This is a genomic window from Pseudomonas frederiksbergensis (assembly GCF_001952935.1).
Lineage (GTDB): Bacteria > Pseudomonadota > Gammaproteobacteria > Pseudomonadales > Pseudomonadaceae > Aquipseudomonas > Aquipseudomonas frederiksbergensis.
The window spans coordinates 4,069,475-4,090,069 of sequence record NZ_CP018319.1; the positions used below are offsets into that span (position 1 = coordinate 4,069,475).

Here is a 20,595-nt window from a genome sequence, read left to right on the forward strand (position 1 = left end):
CGTCCGCTTTTGGGACGCAGAGCGTCCCTTGCTGCATTCCCACGCAGAGCGTGGGAACGATCATTTACGAGTGGTCGAGCCGCTCACATCGGCTCCGGCGGCCCAATCAACCGCCCCATCACCCCAAACAATCCCAATTCCCGGATCACCTCCAGTTCTCCTTTGGTCTCGACCATCTCCGCAATCAACGGCAAATCAATGCTGTTGGTCGCCCGGAAAATCGCCTCGATAAACAGCCGTTTATCACTCTGCTCATCAATGTGACGGATGTACGCGCCATCAATTTTCAAGTAAGCCAGACCCAGTTGAGCCAGGTTGCCGATCTGGCCGAAGCTGCCGCCGAAATGCTGCAGACCGATGCGGTAACCGGTGTTGAGCAGGCTGTGGCTCAGGCGTTGCAGTTCTTCCTGAGGTGGCAGTTGGCGTTCGTCGATTTCCAGAATCAGCAGGGGGGCAAGTTCGGGCAGCGATTCGAGCATGTCGAGGATGTGTTGCAACTGTGCGGGATCGCGCAGGGTGCTGCCGGACAGGCTTAACGCCAGGGGCCAACGATTGATGATGAGGTAGTCGAGGGTGGCTTCGAGCATGGCCAGGTCGAATCGGGCCGACCAGCCGAGTCGCTCGATCCACGGCAGGAAATGCCCGGCGGCAATGGCCTCGCCCTGCGGGTCGAGCAGGCGGGCGAGCACTTTGTGATGCAGCACCTGGCTGGTATCGGCGCATTGCACCACCGGCTGGAAATACAACTGCATTTTGCCTTGGTTCAGGGCGTCGTCGATCCAGGTTTGCCAGTCGTTTTGGGACGGGTTCGGCGCGGTGACGGAATCGGCCAAGTGGACCCACGGGCGCTCGGGATGTTGCCGGGCTTCGGTCAACGCCTGGTCCAGTCGCGTCAGTACGTCACTGGCGGGCTCGCCGGGGTGGTAAGGGGCGATCCCCAAGTGCGCCACCGGCATGGCGTCGCTGGCGCCAGTCAGGCGCAGGTTTTCCAGGGTGGCGCTGACTTCGCTGGCCAGGCGTGCAGCGTCGGTGCTGTCCAGCCCTGGCGTCAGCAAGCTGAATTCACCGCCGCGATTGCGCGCCGCAAGCCAGGTGCGACGTTCCGGTGGCTCAGTCAGGCGCTTGAGCAATTCGCCGACGGCGCTGATCAATGCATCGGTGCGCTGGCCGCCCAAGCGCTGATTGAGACCGGCCAGATCGTTGATCCGCAGCATCAGCAAATGACCATCGCTGCTCTGCTCGGACACCAGCAATTCGTCGGCCAGCTCTTCATCCAGCAAGCGCCGATTGGCCAGGCCCGTAAGGCTGTCCTGATAGGACTCGGCCCGCAGCTTTTCACTGCGTGCGACCTCTTCGGCGAACAGTGCCTTGAGCTTCTCGACCATCTGGTTCATGGCCAACACCACGCGTTTCAACTCCGGTGTGCGCGGCAGTTTCGGCAGACTGATGAACTCGCGTTTGCTGATGGCTTCGGCCTGCCTGACCATGGTGTCGAGTGGCCGAAATTGTCGGCGCAGCAACCAGCCACCAAACACGGCACTGAGCAGGCCGCACACCAGCAACCAGATCAGGCTGCCGAGGGTGCTGTCCCAGAGTTTGGCCAGGGCGAATTGCGGATTGCTCAGCACTTCGACCCGTGCCGCCTGGACCCAGCCACGCATGATCAGCGCTTCGCCACCGGGTGGGTGCAGGTCGACCAGGTTCACAAACCAGTTGGGAACGCCTTCGATTTGCCCCGGCACAGTGCGCTCTACCAGTACCTTAGAATTCTCGATGTTGATGATTCGAATACTGCTGAAATAACCGCTGTCGAAAATCGAGCTGACCATTAATTCGATCATCGCCGGGTCATCGATCTGCGCCGTCAACGACAAACCCAACGCGGTGGCGGCGTCCTGGGCATGGGAGCGCAACTGGCCGAGCATCTGCTCGCGAGAGCTTTCCAGGCTGACAAAAAAACTGCCGCTGAACGCCACCAGCAAGAACAGGCAGATAGCGAGAAACAACTGTTTACGCAGTGACATGAATCGCTCCTTGCTCAGGTGGCTAGCCGTCGCCCACGGCGAACCCTTCGGCCTGCATCTTTTTCAGTACGTCCTGCCAGCGCGACAGTTTTTTCGAGTCGCTGCTGCGTTTGCCGCCATTGGCTCCCGGCAAGTACAGGCCTTCTGCGTTGAAGGCGTACACCGGCAGCAAGTCTTTGCGTTGGGAGGCGGGGCGGACTTCGCCGATCAAGTTGTCCAGCACCAGCGGATCGGCCGTGGGGCTGTTGTAGAACGTCAGCACCATGTGTGCCTGGTTCTGGGACAGGGCTTTGACGTAGGTGATGCGCAGCTTTTCGCTGGGAATTCCCAGGTGGCGCAGGCTGAAATATTTCGCCAGTGCGTAGTCCTCGCAATCAGCGGCACCTTTGATCAGGGATTCGACGGGCGTAGCCCAGTAATCGGTCTGATGCCAGATGCGGGTGTCGTCCAGAAAGCTCAGTTGCTGATTGAAGAAGCGATTGACCGCGTTCAACTGCTCGCGCTCGGAGCCGTTGGCTTCGCTACTGAGCATTTGACTCCAGGCCTCGATCCTTCCGCGTCCCGGGCCGAGGGTGCCGTAGCGATCTTCGGCGGTTTGCAGAATCTGCGTAAAACTCCAGTTGGCCCCGACACTGACCAGGCTGGTCGACAGGAAAGTGATCAGCAACAGCCATCCGCCGAGCCGAAGTCGGAGCGTTGTCCATCCTGGGCTACGCGGACTGCGGGACATGTCTGGCCGCTCGGGTGCAGATGCCTGAAGTCTAGGCGGTGTTTTTTGAAAGGTAGGGTTGATCGTCGGGTCAGTTCGCGGACTGATCGTTCCCACGCTCCGCGTGGGAATGCATCCAGTGACGCTCTGCGTCCCAGCGTCGAAGGGACGCGGAGCGTCCCGGGCGGCATTCCCACGCGGAGCGTGGGAACGATCAGGGCTCAGGGTTTGCGCAGGGTTTTCTGTTTGAGGATGTAAAGGGTCACCAGCACGGCGCTGGTCAGCATGAACCCCCGCGCCCACGGCAGGGGCACCAGATAGCAGGAAAGCAGGATGCTCGCCCACATCAGGCCGATGGCGTAGACCTTGCCTTTGAGCGGGATGCCGTTGCCGCTCAGGTAATCGCGAACCCACGGCCCAAGCCGCGGATGTTCAATCAGCCAATGATAAAAGCGCGGCGAACTGCGGGCGAAGCAGGCGGCCGCCAGCAGCAGGAAGGGCGTGGTGGGCAATACCGGCAGGAAAATCCCGATCACCCCCAGCGCTACGCTTAGCCAGCCGATGGCCAGCAGCACGTAACGCAACATCAGGGAGCGGTTGCCTATGGGGTTGTCCATAGGCAAAACCTTAGTGGTGACGAGGCTTGAGGATCGCCGGTTTTTCGTCTGGCGCCTGGCACAGCAGGTACAGCGCGGTCAGGGCTTCCGGGATCTGTACGATCATGTCGTCCATCAGGTTGGCGTCTTTGGCGATATCTTCGAACTCCGGCTGTTCGTCGAACAGACCCGAGCCGACCATGATCGGCAGCAGCATTTCGCTGACTTCGTCTTCGGCGGTTTCGAACCAGGCGGCTTCGCGCAGGAACACGCCTTCCATGAAACCGATGCACCAGCCGCGCAGGTCGGAGTCATCCGGCTCTTCGCCCAGGTCCAGGTCGCAGGGCAGCTCGAACTCTTCATCGGACGCCAGTTGGCGAGCGATGTGAGCCTTGAGGGCCAACAGGGTGGATTCGATCGCTTCACGCTCGGTGTCGTCGGCGTAATGCGGCTCTTCGGCGAAGAGGGCGTCGATCCATTCACGGTCGGGAACGGGTTCGGAACAGATCGACAGCGCAGTGAGGTAGCCGTGGGCGGCCACGTAGTCCAGCGCCTCGTCATGCAGTTCGTCGGCGTCGAGGAAGACTTGCAGGCGGGTTAGTTGCTCAGCGAAGGACATTAAAGGGCTACCTTGGGAATTAAACAGATGCGGGAATTCTAGGCCTTCTTGAGCGCTTGGGCCAGCCGCGCGGCATTTTTGCACCCATGCAGGAGTATGGAGTGCCGCAATCCCTGTGGGAGCGAGCAGGCTCACTCCCACAGGTTGCACGCGGTGTTCGTCCTTGTGTGTCCTATCAGCGGCACCCTTTGCCGGACATCGCTCGGGTATACTCCCGCGTTTTGTGATGCCCTGCCGGCGTCGCGGCTGAAATGTGAAGCGTCATGCAATGCGCGCTTACGATTTGTCGGTGCAGCCTTCGTGGTTCTGAACCAGCCTTGCAGGGATGTTTTTGTGATTTTTGGAGTTTCTATGCTCGAACAGGCTCAACGCGTCCTCAAGGACATCTTCGGCTACGACAGTTTCCGTGGCCGTCAGGGTGCAATCATTGAGCGCGTGGCCAGTGGCGGCGACGCCCTGGTGCTGATGCCTACCGGTGGCGGCAAGTCCTTGTGCTTTCAGGTGCCGGCGCTGTTGCGCGAAGGCCTGGCGGTGGTGGTGTCGCCGCTGATCGCCCTGATGGACGACCAGGTCGCCACCCTCGAAGAGCTGGGCGTCGCGGCGGCGGCATTGAACTCCACGCTCAGCGCCGAGCAACAGCGCGACCTGGCGGCACGGATCAAGCGAGGTGAAGTGAAAATGCTTTATCTCGCGCCCGAGCGTCTGGTTCAGCCACGGATGCTGGCGTTCCTGCAAAGTCTTGAAATTTCCCTGTTCGCCATCGACGAAGCCCACTGCGTGTCCCAATGGGGTCACGACTTCCGCCGCGAATACCTGCAATTGGGCCAGTTGGCGGAATTGTTCCCCAACGTCCCGCGTATCGCCCTGACCGCGACTGCCGACAAGCGAACCCGGGAAGAAATCGTCGACCGCCTTCATCTTCAGGATGCCGAGCGTTTCCTGTCGAGTTTCGACCGCCCCAACATCTTCTATCGCATCGTGCCCAAGGAGCAGCCGCGCAAGCAGTTGCTGGCGTTCCTCGCCGAGCGGCGCAGCGATGCCGGTATCGTCTATTGCCTGTCGCGCAAAAAGGTTGATGAGGTAGCGGTGTTCCTCAGCGAGCAAGGTTTCCCGGCGCTGCCTTACCATGCCGGTCTGCCTAATGACACGCGGGCCCATCACCAGAAGCGCTTCCTCAATGAGGAAGGCCTGATCATGGTGGCCACCGTGGCGTTCGGCATGGGCATCGACAAGCCCAACGTGCGCTTCGTCGCTCACCTCGATTTGCCAAAATCCCTAGAGGCTTACTACCAGGAAACCGGTCGCGGCGGCCGTGACGGTCTGCCGGCGGATGCCTGGATGGCCTACGGCCTGCAAGACGTGGTGATGCTCAAGCAGATGTTGCAGAACTCCGAGGGTGACGAGCGCCACAAGCGTCTGGAGCAGCACAAGCTCGACGCCATGCTCTCGCTCTGCGAAGAAACCCGCTGCCGTCGCCAGACGTTGCTGGCCTATTTTGACGAAGACATGCCCGAACCCTGCGGCCATTGCGACAACTGCGTCGATGGCGTGCAGACCTGGGACGCCACCGAGCCAGCCCGTCAGGCACTGTCGGCGATCTACCGCACCGGCCAACGCTATGGCGTCGGCCATCTGGTTGACGTGTTGCTGGGCAAAGACAATGAAAAAATACGCAGCTTCGGTCATCAGCATTTGTCGGTATACGGTGTAGGCAAAGCGATGGGGGAGAGTGAATGGCGCTCCTTGTTCCGACAGCTGGTTGCCCGTGGTCTGGCGGACATCGACCTGGAAGGCTACGGCGGCCTGCGCCTGAGCGACACCTGTCGACCGCTGCTCAAGGGCGAAGTGACCCTGGAGCTGCGTCGCGACCTGAAGCCGCAAACCACGGCCAAAAGCAGCAAGAGCCAGGCGAGCCAACTGGTTCGCGGCGAAGAGCGCGAACAGTGGGAAGCCTTGCGCGCCCTGCGTCGAAAACTCGCCGAAGAGCATGGCGTGCCGCCGTACGTCATCTTCCCCGACTCGACACTGTTGGAAATGCTCCGCAGCCAACCGACCTCGCTGGCGGAAATGGCCACGGTCAGCGGCGTTGGCGCGCGCAAGCTGGAGCGCTACGGCGAGGCCTTCCTCGAAGTTCTCGGCGGGCAAGTCGAGGCACCGAAAGTGGTGGCCGACCTGCGCCACGAACTGATCACCCTGGCCCGAGCCGGCATGACCCCGTTGCAGATCGCCGGTCAGCTGCAATGCTCGGAAAAGAACGTCTACACCCTGCTCGCCGAAGCGATTGGCAAGCAGCAGTTGTCGCTGGAGCAAGCGCTGGATCTGCCTGAAGAGTTGATGGGCGAAATCCAGGATGCGTTCCTCGACGGCGAAGGCGAATTGCCGCCTGTGTCGGAGATTGCCGCACTGTTCGCCGGGAGAGTACCGGAAGGCGTTTTGTACTGTGTTCGGGCGGCGCTGCAATCCGAATTCGAGATTTAGGTGATCTGCCACATAGATGTAACGATTCAGTACAGGGCAAGCCTTGCCTATGGCCAAGGGTCATGCTTAGCTGACTAATAATTAGTTTTTCTTTATTTCAGTCTAATCATGAGTGTTTTATGCCGTTAACCGAACAACACCGCTTTGGCATGCAACTGGCCCAGATGTCGCGTGGCTGGCGTGCCGAACTGGACCGCCGCCTGGCTGGCCTGGGTCTGTCCCAGGCGCGCTGGCTGGTGCTGCTGCACCTGGCGCGTTTTGATGATGCGCCAACCCAACGTGAACTGGCGCAGAGCGTCGGGGTAGAAGGGCCGACCCTGGCTCGTCTGCTCGACAGCCTCGAAAGCCAGGGGCTGGTGCAACGTCAATCGGTGCTGGAAGACCGTCGGGCAAAGAAAATCGTCCTCTGTGCCCCGGCTCTTCCCTTGATCGAACAAATTGAAACCATTGCCACCCAACTGCGCCACGAATTGTTCGATGGCGTCGATGAGGCAGACTTGAAGGTCTGCATGCGGGTCCACGGGCACATTCTGGCCAACCTGGAAAAATCTTGAGGCATAAACGCCCCCAGGACTTTTGAGATACCCCGTTGGGCAGACTATAAAGAACTACTTGGCAATATCGTGTTCGTACCGGATGTGCGAACGCGTACAAGATGGTTCTGGTTATCTAAGGGATGCTCATGCTCGATAGTTGGCACGTGGCTTTACGGTGTTGCGCCAGGCTGTTTCTGGTCGGTGGCGCTGTCACTTACTCGGCATTGGCGCCCGCGTTGGGCTTGGGTGAAATCACCCTGCATTCGGCGTTGAATCAGCCGTTGCGCGCCGACATCGCACTGGAAGATGCCGCAGGTCTGGCGGAGGGGGAGTTCTCGGTCAGCCTGGCGACAGCGGATGAATTCAGTCGCGCCGGCATCGATCGGGTGTTCTTCCTCAATAATCTGAAATTCACGCCGGTCCTGCGCGGCAACCGCAGCCTGATCCGGGTGAGCTCCAGCAAGCCGGTCAATGAGCCTTTCCTGAATTTCCTGGTGCAGCTCAATCAACCCAATGGGCGGGTGCTGCGCGAATACACGGTGCTGATCGATCCGCCGGGTTCGCCGGGGATTGTTCCCGTGACTGACGAACCGGTTACCGACGTTCAATCCTCTGACTTCCCGACGGTTGCGCCGGCCGTCGAGAAACCACCTGCGACGAAAAGCAAAAAATCGCTACCCCCTCCTGCCGCCGCGCCGGTAAGTGATCCTGTCGCCGAACAATTGGCCGCCAGCGTGCTGCAAAACCAGCAGTTGCAAGCAAGCATCGATGAACTGACTGCGAAGCTTCAGGCCCAGGAAGAGCTGGTCGCCGGGCAGAAAAAGCAGGTGACGGAACTGCAAACCCAATTGGCGGAAATCACGACCGCAGCGGCGGAGCCGGTTGCCCCCGTCGTTGTGGCTCCCGCGCCGGCCATTGCTGAAGAGCCTGAGGCCACTAACTGGGGGCTGATTGTCGGGTTGCTGGCGGTGGCGGTTCTGGTGTTGCTGGGATTGTTCGTTCGGCGTCAACGACAACAGGTTCAGGCATTGCCTGACGCCCTGCCTGTTTTGCCGTCACGGCATGAACCGGTGCTCGATCGCACTGTAGAACCGGTTGCCCAATCATCAACGGTGCAACCGGCAACTGAATCGGGCGAAGAGTCGCCCGCAGGCGATGTGCTTGAAGGGGTCGAAATCTACCTGGCCTATGGCCGTTTTTCCGAAGCAGCCGGTTTGTTGCGTGAGGCGCTGAGCAAGGAGCCGCAACGCACGGACCTTGCCGTTCAGCTGTTGGAAGTCTTGGGTAAACAGGGTGACGCACCCGCCTATGAAGCACAGGAAAACAACCTGCGTGACGCCGGATACGACCTGCAAGAACTTCAGAATATTCGCGCCCGACACCCGAAACTGGGCAGTGCAGCACCGTTGGCCGCTGCAGCGTCAATGACTCCCCCCAAGGCTGCGATTGCCGAAGCGGCGCCCAACGATGAGTTCCAGTTGAACCTGGATGACCTGTCAATGGATTCGAGCTGGGACCTCATCAGCCCTTTTGAGCACTCGCCGTCCGCCGCGAAACCATCGAGCGAATCCGCCCCGGTCGAGCCGCCTTTTGTCTCGAACCTGCACGTCTTGCCCGAGGTGTTTGAAATGCCCGACGAGCCGATACTGGACGAGCCCGAACTTGAATGGGTCGCCGAGCCTGACTCGCAGTCTCTGGATGACGCCTTTCTCAACGAGTTCAACGATCCTGGCCAGTCGCTGGAACTGGAACCGCTGAATCTGGAGCCGGCCGAACCGAGCAGCGCCGACAAACTCGAAAAAGCCCAGACCTGCATTGACGACGGCGATGTGAACAGCGCCATCGAACTGCTCAACGAGTTGCTCGAGGAAGGCAACGAGCCGCTTAAGCAGACAGCCCGGAACCTGCTCGCCGGGCTATCATAGCGGCGCCCTCTGGCTCAGGAGTTTCGCCGATCATGACTGCACGCAAACCGGAAATCATTATCACCTATTGCACGCAATGCCAGTGGCTGTTGCGTGCTGCCTGGCTGGCCCAGGAACTGCTCAGCACGTTTGGCGACGACCTCGGCAAAGTGTCGCTGGTGCCCGGCACCGGTGGGGTGTTTCACATTTTCTGCGACGATGTGCAGATCTGGGAGCGCAAGGTTGACGGCGGTTTCCCGGAAGCCAAAGTGCTGAAGCAGCGGGTCCGCGATCAAATTGATCCGGACCGCGACCTGGGACACAACGACCGCACTCAGTGAGAAGCGACTTCTGCCGCAACAGTCTTCTTGCTTGACGCGCCCGAGAGGCGGCTGGAGACCACGATCGCCACGATGATCAATGCGCCACCGATCAACATGCGCAGCGTCGGATTTTCATCAAACAGCAGCCAGGCCATGGTGATGCCGTAAACCGGCTCCAGGGCGAAAACCACGGCAGCGGTCCGCGCCTTGATCACTGCCAGACTGGCGACGAAAAGACTGTGAGCGACGCCGGTGCAGAACACCCCGAGCAAACCGATCCACAACCAGTCGATGGTGCGCACTTCGCTTAACTGCGGTGCCGCCAACGGCAACAGGCACAACGCGACCACCACGTTCTGACACAACGCAGCCTGCACCGCCGGGATTCGCCCGGCGCTGGCGCGGTTGGTCAGCGATAGCAGTGAGAACAGCAAACCTGAGCCCACCGCCCACAGCAGACCCATTGTGGCGCCGCTGGCCAGATCGAAATCAGGGGTGACCAATACCAGCCCGATACTGACCAGCACCACCAGCAGGATTTCGTTGGCGCGAATTCGCTCGCGGAAGATCAGTCCTTCAAGGATTACGGTAAACGCCGGGAAGCTGGCGAACCCCAGGGTCGCGATCGCCACGCCTGCGACTTTTACCGCAATGAAAAAACTTACCCAATGCCCGGCCAGCAGTAAGCCGCTGAGCAACAGTCGGCGCCAGTCCACTGCCTCGAGTTTCTGCCAGCGAGTCGCACTGGCGAATCGTGCAAAAACGGCTAATGCCAGCACAGCGAACGCGGCACGCCCGAAAACGATGACGGCGGGAGAGGCGGCAGCCAGTTTGCCGAAGACACCGGTGAGGCCGAACATCAATGCGCCAATATGCAAAGCGCCGAGGGCGGTACGGGGAGTCATTGCAATCCTTGAAAAACGTATAAAACCAGGCCCTACATTGAACCGCGCAACGTCCCGTTGTGTCTGTCGCCAGACTCGCGTCCTTTGTCGCCAACCTCGCGCCGCATTTTTCCAGGCGATGCCCCAAACTCCCGCAACACCGCCGCCGCGAAGGCGCTCTGGGAACTGTAACCGACCCGACTGGCAATCTCGCCGATCGGCAGCGCCGAATCCCGCAACAAGCCCACGGCCATGTGCAAACGTCGACTGCGGATGTAATCCATCGGTGTCTGCCCGCATTCCGTAACGAACCGCGCATGCAGCCGAGCGCTGGACAGACCGGCGATACGCGCCAGGTCGGCGACTTGAAGTGGGTAGGCTGCGTACTGATCGATGTGCGCGTTCAGCGCCGCATAAGGCAGGCGCCGACCGCCGATGATCTCGGGTCTGGCGTTGTTGAGGCTGGCCAGCAACAACACCGCGCCTTGTTGCGCGATCAGTGGATCGTTGACCTGACTGCCCGCCAACCAACTGACCAATTGGCTTTGCCCTGCATCCAGCGGCAGACGGCCGGCGTGGTCGAGCAAACGACGGCTGGCCTCGGCGTGATCACCCAGGGACTGAACAACCCATTGGTCATTGGGCACATCCAGCACCAGGCAACGGCTGCCATTGGCACTACCGCAGGCGTGATGGAAACCGGACGGCACCACCACGAAACTCTGTTGAATCACCTGACTGCCACGCCCGTCGACCTCGAAATCCAGCGCACCCGACAGCCCGAACACCAGTTGCGCGTGGTCGTGACTGTGGACGATCAGGTCGTGGGTGTATTGGCGAAGCGTGAGGATCGGTCTCATCGCAGGTCTCCTGGTGAAGTGCGGCCAGTCTACACCGGCCGGGTGCTGTCACAGGACTGACTCGCCACTGTCATAGGCAGTTAACCCGTGCGGCGCAAGCTTGCAAAAACTATCCAGAGGGTTGCCCATGACCAGCGCCGAGCTCGCCAAACCCAGTCGTAAGCAACGTGTGCGGACCTTGTGGATTTCCGATGTGCATCTGGGCACCCGGGATTGCCAGGCCGAACACCTGTCGCAGTTCCTCAAGGGCTACCACGCGGACAAGATCTACCTGGTCGGCGACATCATCGATGGCTGGAAGCTGCGCGGCGGCATGTACTGGCCTCAGGCGCACACGAATGTGATCCGCCGCTTGCTGACCATGAGCAAGCGCGGCACCGAAGTAATCTACGTCACCGGCAACCACGACGAATTCCTGCGCCGCTATTCGAAGCTGATTCTGGGCAATATCCAACTGGTGGATGAAGCCGTGCACGTGACCGCCGATGGTCGACATCTTCTGGTCATTCATGGCGACCAGTTTGATGTGATCACGAGGTATCACCGCTGGCTGGCCTTTCTCGGCGACTCGGCCTACGAATTCACCCTGACTCTCAACCGCTGGCTCAACCATTGGCGCGCACGCTATGGCTACGGTTACTGGTCGCTGTCGGCGTATCTCAAGCACAAGGTCAAAACCGCGGTCAGCTTCATCAGCGATTTCGAAGAAGCCATCGCTCACGAGTGCGTCAAGCGCGAGTTGCATGGTGTGGTGTGCGGGCACATCCACCATGCCGAGATACGCAAAGTCGGCGCGGTCGATTACCTCAATTGCGGGGATTGGGTGGAGTCTTGCACCGCGCTGATCGAGCATTGGGATGGCTCGATCGAGTTGTATCGATTGGCGGATGCGCAGGCGCGGGAGGCCGAGTTCAAGGCCATCAAAATCGCGGAGCCAGCTTAAATCATTAGAGATGTGGTGTATGGATAGGCCTCTTCGCGAGCAAGCCCGCTCCCACAGGGGATGTGTGTACGACACAAATCCAATGTGGGAGCGGGCTTGCTCGCGAATGGACTGCGCAGCAGTCCCCAGGATTTATCAGGCTGGCGAATGTTCTTCCATCGCCGCCTTGTAAATCGAGTGCTTGGGCTGCGCAAACAACCGCTCCATCATCGGTTCAAAGAAGCTCAGCGGCAGCGTGTCATACGCTGGATCAAACGCCGCTGCGTCGTATTTGGCGCAAAACTCAATGGTCGCCTGATACTGCGGATGCCCGCTGAATTGCTCGCGCAGATGCCGATCCATCCCTAGATGATGGAAGAAGTAATACCCCTGGAAAATGCCGTGCTTCTCGACCATCCACAGGTTCTCGGCGCTGACGAACGGCTTGAGGATTGCCGCAGCGATGTCCGGGTGGTTGTAGGAACCCAAGGTGTCGCCGATGTCGTGAAGCAGCGCGCAGACCACGTATTCTTCATCGCGGCCATCACGCCAGGCACGGCTGGCGGTTTGCAGGGAATGGGTCAGACGATCCACCGGGAAGCCGCCGAAATCACCTGCCAGTAATTTCAGGTGCGCCACAATCCGTGTCGGCAATTGCCTCGCATAGGCACTGAAATCTGCGGCGATGATCGCCCAGTCTTCCTGCGTGCCGTCCTGCATGTGGGTGAAGCGGGCATTGGCATTCATCGGCTGTCCTCCTGTGGTTCGTTGGCCCTAGAACGGCACGCGACCCAGAATCATGTCCCGGTACATGACGAAATCACCGAGCAGGCTGTAAAACGGATGTTGAAAGGTCGCGGGACGGTTCTTCTCGAAAAAGAAATGCCCGGCCCAGGCGAAGCTGTAACCCGCCAGCGGAAGGGCCCATAACAGCAGCCAGGCGCCACTGCCGATGGCCAGGGCCAGGATGAAAATTACCAGCGTCGTGCCGATAAAGTGCATTCGTCGGCAAGTGCTGTTGCTGTGTTCGCTGAGGTAATACGGGTAGAACTCAGCGAAGCTATTGAAACGCTTGATGTTTTCCACGACTGCGATCTCTGTGGTGATCGAACTGACATGCAAGATGTTCTGCGGGTAGCTTATTTGAGTCTAGAGTGATCATTGGCATCAGCCAGTGACAATAGGCGCCACTTTAGTATCCTTCGGAAATTGGCCGTAGCATGCGGCTCATCATGTAAGTGGACGACATGAGCGAACGAACGACTTCTGCAAGCTGGGCGATGGGGATTGTCAAAGCACTGGAGATGGACGGTCTGGATTGCCGGGTGCTGTTCAAACAGCTGGGGCTCGACTACGCGGCGCTGGATGATCCGGACGCGCGCTTCCCGCAAGATTCCATGACACGACTGTGGCAACGCGCAGTTGAGCTGTCCGGCAACCCGGCGATTGGCCTGAACATGGGCAAGGTGGTGCGACCGGCCTCCTTCCATGTGGCGGGCTACGCCTTGATGTCCAGCCAGACCCTGGCCGAAGGCTTTCAACGGCTGGTGCGTTATCAGCGGATCATTGCGGAAAGTGCCGACCTGAGTTTCCGATTGCTGGAAGAAGGCTACGCGCTGATTCTGACGGTCCACGGCGACCATCTGCCGCCGACCCGGCAGAGTGCCGAAGCGTCACTGGCTTGTGCCCTGGCGCTGTGCGGCTGGTTGACCGGACGCACCCTGCAACCGCGCAAGGTGCTGCTGCAAGGTGATGAACCCGTCGATATCGAGCCCTATAAACAAGCCTTTCATGCGCCTTTGGTGTTCAACGCACCGTATGACGCCTTGATCTTCGAGCGCGCTGACATGGAGGCACCGCTGCCTACCGCCAATGAGGCGATGGCGCTGCTGCATGACCGGTTTGCCGGTGAATACCTGGCGCGGTTTTCCGAGAGTCGCGTGACCCATAAGGCGCGGCAGGTGCTGTGCCGTTTGCTGCCCCAGGGCGAGCCCAAGCGCGATACCGTGGCGCAGACGCTGCACCTGTCGCAACGCACCTTGCAGCGACGCTTGCAGGAAGAGGGCACGAGTTTTCAGACGTTGCTGGACGACACCCGGCGTGAACTGGCTGAGCAATACCTGGCGCAGCCGACCATGACCCTGCTGGAAATTGCCTACCTGTTGGGGTTCGCCGATCCGAGCAATTTCTTCCGCGCCTTCCGGCGCTGGTTCGACACCACACCCGGCGAGTACCGGACGCGGTTGATGGGCGCGCTTGCGCCTGTCAGTGACGCCAGAACGCCGGAATACACAGAACAAACACCGTAATGATCTCTAGTCGGCCCAGTAGCATGCCGAACGAGAGAATCCACTTGGCGGCGTCCGGCAGTGTGGCGAAGTTGCCCGCCGGGCCAATGGTCTCACCCAGTCCCGGACCGACGCCGGACACTGTGGCGGCCGCGCCGGTGAGGGCGGTCATCCAGTCCACGCCGAGCAGCGACAACAGCAGCGCGATCACGCAGATGGTGATGGCGAAGAAGAACGAAAAGGTCAGAATCGAGCGCACGATCTCTTCATCGAGACGGTGACCGTTGTACTTCTGCTTGATCACCGCGCGCGGGTGAATCAACTGGTTAAGGTTGGCCTTGAGCAGAATGTACGCAACCTGGAAGCGGAAAATCTTGATCCCGCCAGCGGTCGAGCCCGAGCATCCGCCGATAAAGCCCAGATAGAAGAACAGCATCAGCGAGAAATTGCCCCAGAGGCTGTAGTCCCCCAGCGCAAATCCTGTGGTCGTGACCACCGAGGTCACGTTCAGCGCCACATGCCGTAATGCCTCCAGCCAATGCAACTGGGTGGTCCACCAATACCAGGTGCCGAGCACCAGCCAGGTCACCAGCAACATGCCGAGCAAGCCTTGAACCTGCTCATCCTTGATCAGTGCTTTGCGGTTACCGCGCAAGGTCGCTACATACAGGGTGAACGGCAGGGCACCAAGAATCATGATGACGATCGCGACCCAATGCACTGCAGGCTCCGGCCACTTGGCCAAAGACTGGTCGGAGGTCGAGAAACCACCGGTGGAAATCGCTGACATCGCGTGGTTGATCGCATCGAACGGACTCATCCCGGCCCACCAGAACGCCAGGCTGCCGAAAATGGTGATGCCGACGTAGGCCGCAACGATCAAACGCGCCACCATGTGCGAACGGGGCATGACTTTTTCGGAACGGTCTGACGACTCGGTCTGAAACAGCCGCATGCCGCCGATGCGCAGCAATGGCAGAATCGCTACCGCCATGCCGATAAAGCCGATGCCGCCGATCCAGTGCAGCAACGAGCGCCACATCAGTATGCCGGGAGACATGTTGTCCAGGCCCGTGAGCACTGTCGCCCCGGTGGCGGTAATCCCGGACATGCTTTCGAAGAACGAGTCGGTATAGCTGATGTGCTGTGTCAGCAGGAACGGCAGCGCGGCGAAGATGCACACCACCAGCCAGCTGCTGACCGTCAGCAGGTACATGTCTCGCGGACGCAGGTGTACATGTTCCGGGCGACCGGGGATGACCAGCGTGAGGCCCGCGAGAAAGGTAATCATGCTCGCCCAGAGGAACGACGGCAGGTCGCCGGTGCGGTCGAACACCACCAGCGTGCCCATGGGCACGACCATGGCGATGGCCAGGGTGATCAGGAAGATGCCGATGATGAAACCAATGAGACGTAAGGTCGGCAACGACATGAAGTCCGCTCGGGCTGAAATAGGGAAGGGCGCCATTCTACCTGTGGCGCCTGCCATGTAAACCGGCGCCGCCTGCGCAGTTGCAGCTAGAATAGCCAAACATTTTTTTCAGGAGGTGGCCGATGCAGGCTCTCGACGCTTTGCTCAACCGTGTTTCCGTTCCACGACTGATAGAACCGGCGCCCACCGCAGAACAGCGGGAAGTGCTGTTTGGCGCCGCAATGCGAGCACCAGACCATGGCCACTTGCAGCCTTGGCGTTTCCTGACCGTCGAAGGCGCGGCGCGCGAGCAAATGGGCGAGTTGCTGGCCGAGGCGGCGAAGCTGCAGGACGGTGAAGTGTCCGAGGCGGTACTGGATAAGGCGCGTAATGGTCCACTGCGTGCGCCACTGGTGGTGGTGGTGATCGCGCGGTTGCAGGATCACGTCAAATATCCGAAGTCCGAACAACGGCTGGCGGCGGGTTGTGCCGCTCACGGGATTTTGCTGGCGGCTTATGCGCAAGGGATTGGCGCGGTATGGCGCACGGGCGAACTGGCGTATTCGGAACATGTGGCCAAGGGCTTGGGCCTGGCTGAAGGGGAAGAAGTGATCGCGTTCCTTTACCTCGGCACGCCGCAGAAGGAACCGCGCGTGGCGGAGAAAGTCGACCTGGCCGAATTCGTCAGCGCCTGGCCAGCCGCGTAAGGATCGTTCCCACGCTCTGCGTGGGAATGCCTCAAGGGATGCTCCGCGTTCCAATGGGACGCAGAGCGTCCCGGGCTGCATTCCCACGCGGAGCGTGGGAACGATCATCTAAGTGGCGACTCCCGGCACTAACGGTAATTCGAGGCTGGCGATGAACCCGCCATCGGGATGATTAGCCAGCACCAGACTCCCGCCATGCCGTTCCGCCGCACGGCGCGCAATCGCCAATCCCAAGCCATGGCCGGCCGCCGTCTGCCCCGGTGCCCGGTAGAACGGCTCGCCCAATTGGCTCAAATGCGCAGCCTCTACACCCGGGCCATGATCGCGCACACTGACCACAATCCGCTCACCCTGGCGCACCGCCTGCATTTCAATCGATTGCCCCACCGGGTTAAACCGTTGAGCATTACGCAGCAGGTTGTCGACGGCGCGCTCGATCATCGTCGGCCAGCCTTTAAGGTTCAGATTCGACTCGGCCTCAAGGTGCACGTTCTGCTCCGGCGAACCCAATTGAGCATCCTTTTGCAACGTGTTGATCAGCGCATTGAGATCAATCTCTTCAGCGCTGGCGTTGTCGGCATCGACCCGCGCCAGAACCAGGATTTCGCTGATCAGCGCTTCCAGTCGGTCGCACTCTCGAGTGAGGCGCGGCCAGAGTTTTTGCCGTTCTTCAGGGTTGGCTCGCTCGGCCAGTGCCAGCGCGATGCGCAGCCGGGCAAGCGGCGAACGCAGCTCGTGGGACACATCCCGCAGCAACTGCCGCTGGCTGCCGATCAGACTTTGCAGGCGCGCGCCCATGCGGTTGAAGTCGTTGGCCAGCACGCCGAATTCATCGCGCCGGTTGGCCAGTTTCACCAGGCTGTTTTGTTGGTAAGTGGTTTGCCCCAGGTCATGCACCGCGCCGCGCAAGCGATTGAGTGGGCGAGTAATGGACATTGTCACGAACAGGCTGAACAAGGTCAGGACCACCAGCGCGATACCCAGTGCACTCAGCGGCCAGAGCAGGCTTTCGCGGTGCCACGCGTCAAGTTCGGGGTGCGGAATACGGTAGATCAGCAGGTAAGTGTCGCCGGTTTTTGCGCTGGTGTACTCATCGGTCAGCCGGCGCCATGGCAGGCGGCGGTCGTCGTTGTTCTGGCGCGCTTCGAAGGCGGCCGCCCGGCGTGGAAAGGTACCGCGCACCAGCGGATCGCCGCTCTCATTGAGCACTTGAACGTCGATGTGATACTGGCGCTTGCGCTGTTCCAGAATGTCCTGGGCCGCGTCTTCACCCTGTGATTCGTAGGTTTGCGTCCACTGTTCGGCCAAAGTATTGAGGCCTGGATGGCGGCTGAGAATCCACGCGTCCTGGTTGAGCATGTGCCCCAGCAGAATGGATAGCCCTGCAACCAGAGCGATGGCCAACCAGAAGCTGGCCAGAATACGCCAGAACAATGAGCGCACAGAAACTCCTCAGCAAAGAAAGCCCAACGGCGATTAACCGTCGGGCTGTGATATGACGCTAGAACATTACTGCGCCTTTTGCGGCTGTTGCGCTTTCCAGGCCTTGAACTCGGCCCATTCGGCGCGACGTTCAGCCTGTTTTTTCTGGATCTCGTCGAATTGCTTCTGTTGATCCGGTTTCAGCAAGGCACGCACGTCGGCTTCGGCTTTCTTGTGGTTGGCCGCCATCTCGTCTTTCAGGGCTTTCTGATCGGCTGGCGAGAGTTTTTCCAGGTATTTGTCGACCACTTGCTTACGTTCACGCATCTGCTCGCCCATGATTTTGCGGATCTGCTCGCGCTGTTCGCGGCTCAGGTCCAGCTGGCTGTACGGGCCTTTGCCGTGCATGCCGTGCATCTGACCGCCATGGTGTGAGCCGTCCATCGGGCCGGCACCTTCAGGCATGGCCATGGCAACGGTCGGCAGGGCGGCAGCGAACATCAGAGCGATAAGAGTCTTGCGCATGGTGAATCTCCTTGTCTCGTTCCCGGTACGTTCCGGATGAGTACAGATTACGCAGATCAAGGTCAGCGGCGGTCAGCGGAGCGTAAAGCTTAGGTAAAGACGAATTCTCGCCGACCTGACAAAACTTACAGCCATCGTAGGAGCACGGCTTGCTGGCGATTGCGTCCTTGAGATAGTCATCGCCGGCAAGCCGTGCTCCTACTGGGGATATGTTCGGGATTAGAGGCTGTAGTAATAGCCGCGGCTGCGCAGGGCCACGATGCGTGGGCGGCCGTCGGGGTGCGGGCCGATCTTTTTGCGCAGGTTGCTGACGTGCATGTCCAGGCTGCGGTCGTACAACGTCAGTTTGCGGCCGAGGGCGATTTGCGCCAGTTCCTGTTTGTCCAGCGGCTCGCCGGGTTGCTTGAGCAGGGCTTCGAGCAAGCGGCTTTCGGAGACGGTGAGGGTGAACTCCTGTTCATCGATGCTGACCACGCCGCGCACCGGACTGAAACACAGGTCGCCCAGTTCGAGCTGACTGGACACCGCTGCCGGATGACTGCGGCGCAACACGGCGCGCAGTCGGGCGGTCAGTTCCCGTGGGTCGCATGGTTTGGCCAGGTAATCGTCGGCGCCGAGTTCCAGGCCGAGGATGCGGTCCAGCGGCTCGCCGCGAGCCGAAAGCATCAGCACCGGCAAGTCCGGGTGATCGCTGCGCAATTGCTTGAGCAGCTCCAGGCCGCTGCCATCCGGCAGCATCACATCCAGCACCACGGCTGCCGGCGATGTTTCGGCCAGTGCGCGACGGGCGCTCTGACCATCGTGGCAGGCGCGGACCTGAAAGCCTTCCTGGCTCAGCCAACTGCTCAGGAGCTCACACAGCTCCTGGTCATCATCAATTAATAACAGCTCGCTCATGACTCACTCAATTTAGCCATTGCCTACGTTTTCTGGTGGCACCACTGGCGAAGATACCGCAGAGCAGCGCCAATAGCGCTACCCCGGCGCCGATGACGAACCACTGTTGCTGATCGGTCAATAGACGCGGCAGCGAGCTGCTGGCCTGGGCTTCCTTGAGTTGCAGCTTGAGACGCTGATTCTCTTGGCGCAACCGGCTCAGCTGGGCGCTTTCGCGTTCGGCATCGGTATTTTGCAGCTGTTTGCTCAGTTCTTCTCGTTGCTGTTCGCTTACCTTCAAGCGCTGTTGCAACTCGGTGATCTGGCTGCCGGCGCTCAGGGACAGCGGTGTCGAGCTGCCGCCCTCGGCGCTTTCTTCACCGTGGGCAGGGGCCACAATCGACAACGTCACCAACATCAGACACAACGGACCTTTGCGCATCGCCACTCCTGATTCCAATACGAGTATTGGGCAGGTTGTCGGCCGGCAAACGAGAATAATGAGCGTTGAGAGCGCGATGAACCGATAAGGTTCATCGTGCGGGGAGAAATTACGGCAGGACTTGCTTGAACGGCTTGACCGAAACGTTGGCGTAGACACCTGCGGCGATATACGGATCAGCGTCGGCCCAGGCCTGTGCGGCGCTCAGGGAGTCGAACTCGGCGACGATCAGGCTGCCGGTGAAACCCGCGGCGCCCGGATCATTGCTGTCGACTGCCGGGTGTGGACCGGCCAAAACGATGCGACCTTCACCTTTGAGCGTTTGCAGGCGCTCAAGGTGTGCAGGCCGTGCGGCCAGGCGGGCTTCCAGGGAGTTGGCGACGTCTGTGGCAATGATTGCGTAAAGCATGTCAGTCCTCGGTTTTTGGCGTAGTGGTATCGGCGTCATGCAGGTGGCGGGACAGGTAGATACCCTGCGCGACCAGGAACAGCAACGTCATGCCCAGGCTGCCGAAGACTTTGAAGTCGACCCAGTATTCCTGGAACGTGAACGCGACGAACAGGTTGGCGGCACCGCAAAACAGGAAAAAGCCGATCCAGGCGATGTTCAGGCGAGTCCAGACCGGCTCCGGCAGGGTCAGCGCGTGGCCCATGATGCGTTTGATCAGCAATTGCTCGCCGATGAAGTGGCTGCCGATGAACGCCAGGGCGAACAGCCAGTTCACGACCGGCGCTTTCCATTTCAGGAAGGTTTCGCTGTGGAACGCCAGGGTCAGGCTACCGAAGACCAGGCAGGCGATGAGGGTCAGCCACTGGCTCTTCTCCAGCTTGCGCTGCTTGATGAACAGCGTGCCGTAAACCACCAGGGAGCTGAGGATCAGCATGGCAGTGGCGCTGTAGATACCGCCTACAGTGACCTCGTGACCAGCGATGTCGACGACCCGGGGATCGAGTTTAAAGACGATGAAGAACAGCAGAAGCGGGATGAAATCGACGAATTGTTTCACAGTGGCAGCCAGAAGCAGGATGTGGCGGCATAATAACAAACATATGGGCGCGCGATAGCGTC

At 60.1% G+C, this 20,595-nt stretch carries 22 protein-coding genes; 7 read left to right on the forward strand and 15 right to left on the reverse strand.

All coding sequences use genetic code 11. The features are described from left to right. Positions 1 to 83 precede the first annotated feature (83 nt). The 4 genes from lapD to PFAS1_RS19005 all read right to left on the reverse strand — a co-directional run bounded on the left by lapD (position 84) and on the right by PFAS1_RS19005 (position 3,948). Complete coding sequence (gene lapD, locus PFAS1_RS18990; protein ID WP_076030126.1) at positions 84 to 2,024, reverse strand: cyclic di-GMP receptor LapD; 1,941 nt, start codon at positions 2,022 to 2,024, stop codon at positions 84 to 86. Between the two features lie 22 nt (positions 2,025 to 2,046). Beyond that, entirely contained in the window at positions 2,047 to 2,754 is a 708-nt protein-coding gene (gene lapG / locus PFAS1_RS18995) for a cysteine protease LapG (protein WP_076030127.1), read from the reverse strand. 200 nt (positions 2,755 to 2,954) lie between these two features. Further along, positions 2,955 to 3,350, reverse strand: a complete 396-nt coding sequence (locus tag PFAS1_RS19000) for a YbaN family protein (protein ID WP_076030128.1) — start codon at positions 3,348 to 3,350, stop codon at positions 2,955 to 2,957. 10 nt (positions 3,351 to 3,360) lie between these two features. Further along, positions 3,361 to 3,948, reverse strand: a complete 588-nt coding sequence (locus PFAS1_RS19005; RefSeq protein WP_074874434.1) for a UPF0149 family protein — start codon at positions 3,946 to 3,948, stop codon at positions 3,361 to 3,363. A gap of 351 nt (positions 3,949 to 4,299) precedes the next feature. Between PFAS1_RS19005 and recQ the strand changes: the two genes are divergently transcribed. The 4 genes from recQ (at position 4,300) to PFAS1_RS19025 (ending at position 9,207) form a co-directional block, all read left to right on the forward strand. Then, on the forward strand, positions 4,300 to 6,426 hold the full coding sequence (gene recQ / locus PFAS1_RS19010) for a DNA helicase RecQ (RefSeq protein ID WP_076030129.1): 2,127 nt from the start codon (positions 4,300 to 4,302) through the stop codon (positions 6,424 to 6,426). A gap of 119 nt (positions 6,427 to 6,545) precedes the next feature. Then, positions 6,546 to 6,980: a MarR family transcriptional regulator gene (locus PFAS1_RS19015; protein ID WP_074874439.1), complete on the forward strand. Its 435-nt coding sequence runs from the start codon at positions 6,546 to 6,548 to the stop codon at positions 6,978 to 6,980. A gap of 128 nt (positions 6,981 to 7,108) precedes the next feature. Then, positions 7,109 to 8,887: a type IV pilus assembly protein FimV gene (locus tag PFAS1_RS19020; protein WP_076031550.1), complete on the forward strand. Its 1,779-nt coding sequence runs from the start codon at positions 7,109 to 7,111 to the stop codon at positions 8,885 to 8,887. Between the two features lie 32 nt (positions 8,888 to 8,919). Further along, a complete protein-coding gene (locus PFAS1_RS19025; protein WP_076030130.1) occupies positions 8,920 to 9,207 on the forward strand; it encodes an Rdx family protein in 288 nt (95 codons plus the stop codon). On the opposite strand, the gene PFAS1_RS19030 is transcribed toward PFAS1_RS19025, so the two are convergent. After that, complete coding sequence (locus tag PFAS1_RS19030; protein WP_076030131.1) at positions 9,201 to 10,094, reverse strand: DMT family transporter; 894 nt, start codon at positions 10,092 to 10,094, stop codon at positions 9,201 to 9,203. The genes PFAS1_RS19025 and PFAS1_RS19030 overlap by 7 nt on opposite strands. 32 nt (positions 10,095 to 10,126) lie before the next feature. After that, entirely contained in the window at positions 10,127 to 10,933 is an 807-nt protein-coding gene (locus tag PFAS1_RS19035; RefSeq protein WP_076030132.1) for a helix-turn-helix transcriptional regulator, read from the reverse strand. A gap of 127 nt (positions 10,934 to 11,060) precedes the next feature. Between PFAS1_RS19035 and PFAS1_RS19040 the strand changes: the two genes are divergently transcribed. After that, positions 11,061 to 11,876 (forward strand): UDP-2,3-diacylglucosamine diphosphatase, encoded by an 816-nt coding sequence (locus PFAS1_RS19040; RefSeq protein WP_076030133.1) that lies wholly within the window; start codon positions 11,061 to 11,063, stop codon positions 11,874 to 11,876. Positions 11,877 to 12,011: 135 nt separating this feature from the next. Here the strand turns inward: PFAS1_RS19040 and PFAS1_RS19045 are convergent, their stop codons facing one another. Both PFAS1_RS19045 and PFAS1_RS19050 read right to left on the reverse strand, forming a co-directional pair. Beyond that, entirely contained in the window at positions 12,012 to 12,602 is a 591-nt protein-coding gene (locus tag PFAS1_RS19045) for an HD domain-containing protein (protein ID WP_076030134.1), read from the reverse strand. A 27-nt stretch (positions 12,603 to 12,629) separates the two neighbouring features. Next, positions 12,630 to 12,941, reverse strand: coding sequence for an Mpo1-like protein (locus PFAS1_RS19050; RefSeq protein ID WP_076030135.1), 312 nt, complete (start codon positions 12,939 to 12,941; stop codon positions 12,630 to 12,632). Between the two features lie 161 nt (positions 12,942 to 13,102). On the opposite strand from PFAS1_RS19050, the gene PFAS1_RS19055 reads away from it, so the two are divergent. Then, a complete protein-coding gene (locus tag PFAS1_RS19055; RefSeq protein ID WP_198044919.1) occupies positions 13,103 to 14,164 on the forward strand; it encodes an AraC family transcriptional regulator in 1,062 nt (353 codons plus the stop codon). Here PFAS1_RS19055 and PFAS1_RS19060 read toward each other — a convergent pair. Beyond that, the gene (locus tag PFAS1_RS19060) at positions 14,121 to 15,575 is read right to left on the reverse strand and encodes a TrkH family potassium uptake protein (RefSeq protein WP_076030137.1); all 1,455 of its coding nucleotides are present in this window, start codon (positions 15,573 to 15,575) and stop codon (positions 14,121 to 14,123) included. The genes PFAS1_RS19055 and PFAS1_RS19060 overlap by 44 nt on opposite strands. 122 nt (positions 15,576 to 15,697) lie before the next feature. On the opposite strand from PFAS1_RS19060, the gene PFAS1_RS19065 reads away from it, so the two are divergent. Beyond that, positions 15,698 to 16,261: an NAD(P)H nitroreductase gene (locus PFAS1_RS19065; protein ID WP_076030138.1), complete on the forward strand. Its 564-nt coding sequence runs from the start codon at positions 15,698 to 15,700 to the stop codon at positions 16,259 to 16,261. A 108-nt stretch (positions 16,262 to 16,369) separates the two neighbouring features. Here PFAS1_RS19065 and PFAS1_RS19070 read toward each other — a convergent pair whose 3' ends face one another. The 6 genes from PFAS1_RS19070 to PFAS1_RS19095 all read right to left on the reverse strand — a co-directional run bounded on the left by PFAS1_RS19070 (position 16,370) and on the right by PFAS1_RS19095 (position 20,533). Next, the gene (locus PFAS1_RS19070; RefSeq protein WP_076030139.1) at positions 16,370 to 17,704 is read right to left on the reverse strand and encodes a sensor histidine kinase; all 1,335 of its coding nucleotides are present in this window, start codon (positions 17,702 to 17,704) and stop codon (positions 16,370 to 16,372) included. A 66-nt stretch (positions 17,705 to 17,770) separates the two neighbouring features. Further along, positions 17,771 to 18,208: a Spy/CpxP family protein refolding chaperone gene (locus PFAS1_RS19075; RefSeq protein WP_076030140.1), complete on the reverse strand. Its 438-nt coding sequence runs from the start codon at positions 18,206 to 18,208 to the stop codon at positions 17,771 to 17,773. A 219-nt stretch (positions 18,209 to 18,427) separates the two neighbouring features. Beyond that, entirely contained in the window at positions 18,428 to 19,105 is a 678-nt protein-coding gene (locus PFAS1_RS19080; RefSeq protein WP_027922300.1) for a response regulator transcription factor, read from the reverse strand. Between the two features lie 7 nt (positions 19,106 to 19,112). Then, on the reverse strand, positions 19,113 to 19,526 hold the full coding sequence (locus PFAS1_RS19085; protein WP_076030141.1) for an SH3 domain-containing protein: 414 nt from the start codon (positions 19,524 to 19,526) through the stop codon (positions 19,113 to 19,115). Positions 19,527 to 19,635: 109 nt separating this feature from the next. Continuing rightward, on the reverse strand, positions 19,636 to 19,935 hold the full coding sequence (locus tag PFAS1_RS19090) for a YciI family protein (protein ID WP_076030142.1): 300 nt from the start codon (positions 19,933 to 19,935) through the stop codon (positions 19,636 to 19,638). 1 nt (position 19,936) lies between these two features. Beyond that, a complete protein-coding gene (locus tag PFAS1_RS19095; RefSeq protein ID WP_076030143.1) occupies positions 19,937 to 20,533 on the reverse strand; it encodes a septation protein A in 597 nt (198 codons plus the stop codon). Positions 20,534 to 20,595 lie beyond the last annotated feature (62 nt).

What these genes read in the sequence shown, in the direction of transcription:
- lapD (WP_076030126.1), bottom strand. Translation starts at nt 2,024, where the DNA reads ATGTCACTGCGTAAACAGTTGTTTCTCGCTATCTGCCTGTTCTTGCTG.
- lapG (WP_076030127.1), bottom strand. Translation starts at nt 2,754, where the DNA reads ATGTCCCGCAGTCCGCGTAGCCCAGGATGGACAACGCTCCGACTTCGG.
- PFAS1_RS19000 (WP_076030128.1), bottom strand. Translation starts at nt 3,350, where the DNA reads ATGGACAACCCCATAGGCAACCGCTCCCTGATGTTGCGTTACGTGCTG.
- PFAS1_RS19005 (WP_074874434.1), bottom strand. Translation starts at nt 3,948, where the DNA reads ATGTCCTTCGCTGAGCAACTAACCCGCCTGCAAGTCTTCCTCGACGCC.
- recQ (WP_076030129.1), top strand. Translation starts at nt 4,300, where the DNA reads ATGCTCGAACAGGCTCAACGCGTCCTCAAGGACATCTTCGGCTACGAC.
- PFAS1_RS19015 (WP_074874439.1), top strand. Translation starts at nt 6,546, where the DNA reads ATGCCGTTAACCGAACAACACCGCTTTGGCATGCAACTGGCCCAGATG.
- PFAS1_RS19020 (WP_076031550.1), top strand. Translation starts at nt 7,109, where the DNA reads ATGCTCGATAGTTGGCACGTGGCTTTACGGTGTTGCGCCAGGCTGTTT.
- PFAS1_RS19025 (WP_076030130.1), top strand. Translation starts at nt 8,920, where the DNA reads ATGACTGCACGCAAACCGGAAATCATTATCACCTATTGCACGCAATGC.
- PFAS1_RS19030 (WP_076030131.1), bottom strand. Translation starts at nt 10,094, where the DNA reads ATGACTCCCCGTACCGCCCTCGGCGCTTTGCATATTGGCGCATTGATG.
- PFAS1_RS19035 (WP_076030132.1), bottom strand. Translation starts at nt 10,933, where the DNA reads ATGAGACCGATCCTCACGCTTCGCCAATACACCCACGACCTGATCGTC.
- PFAS1_RS19040 (WP_076030133.1), top strand. Translation starts at nt 11,061, where the DNA reads ATGACCAGCGCCGAGCTCGCCAAACCCAGTCGTAAGCAACGTGTGCGG.
- PFAS1_RS19045 (WP_076030134.1), bottom strand. Translation starts at nt 12,602, where the DNA reads ATGAATGCCAATGCCCGCTTCACCCACATGCAGGACGGCACGCAGGAA.
- PFAS1_RS19055 (WP_198044919.1), top strand. Translation starts at nt 13,103, where the DNA reads ATGAGCGAACGAACGACTTCTGCAAGCTGGGCGATGGGGATTGTCAAA.
- PFAS1_RS19060 (WP_076030137.1), bottom strand. Translation starts at nt 15,575, where the DNA reads ATGTCGTTGCCGACCTTACGTCTCATTGGTTTCATCATCGGCATCTTC.
- PFAS1_RS19065 (WP_076030138.1), top strand. Translation starts at nt 15,698, where the DNA reads ATGCAGGCTCTCGACGCTTTGCTCAACCGTGTTTCCGTTCCACGACTG.
- PFAS1_RS19075 (WP_076030140.1), bottom strand. Translation starts at nt 18,208, where the DNA reads ATGCGCAAGACTCTTATCGCTCTGATGTTCGCTGCCGCCCTGCCGACC.
- PFAS1_RS19080 (WP_027922300.1), bottom strand. Translation starts at nt 19,105, where the DNA reads ATGAGCGAGCTGTTATTAATTGATGATGACCAGGAGCTGTGTGAGCTC.
- PFAS1_RS19085 (WP_076030141.1), bottom strand. Translation starts at nt 19,526, where the DNA reads ATGCGCAAAGGTCCGTTGTGTCTGATGTTGGTGACGTTGTCGATTGTG.
- PFAS1_RS19090 (WP_076030142.1), bottom strand. Translation starts at nt 19,935, where the DNA reads ATGCTTTACGCAATCATTGCCACAGACGTCGCCAACTCCCTGGAAGCC.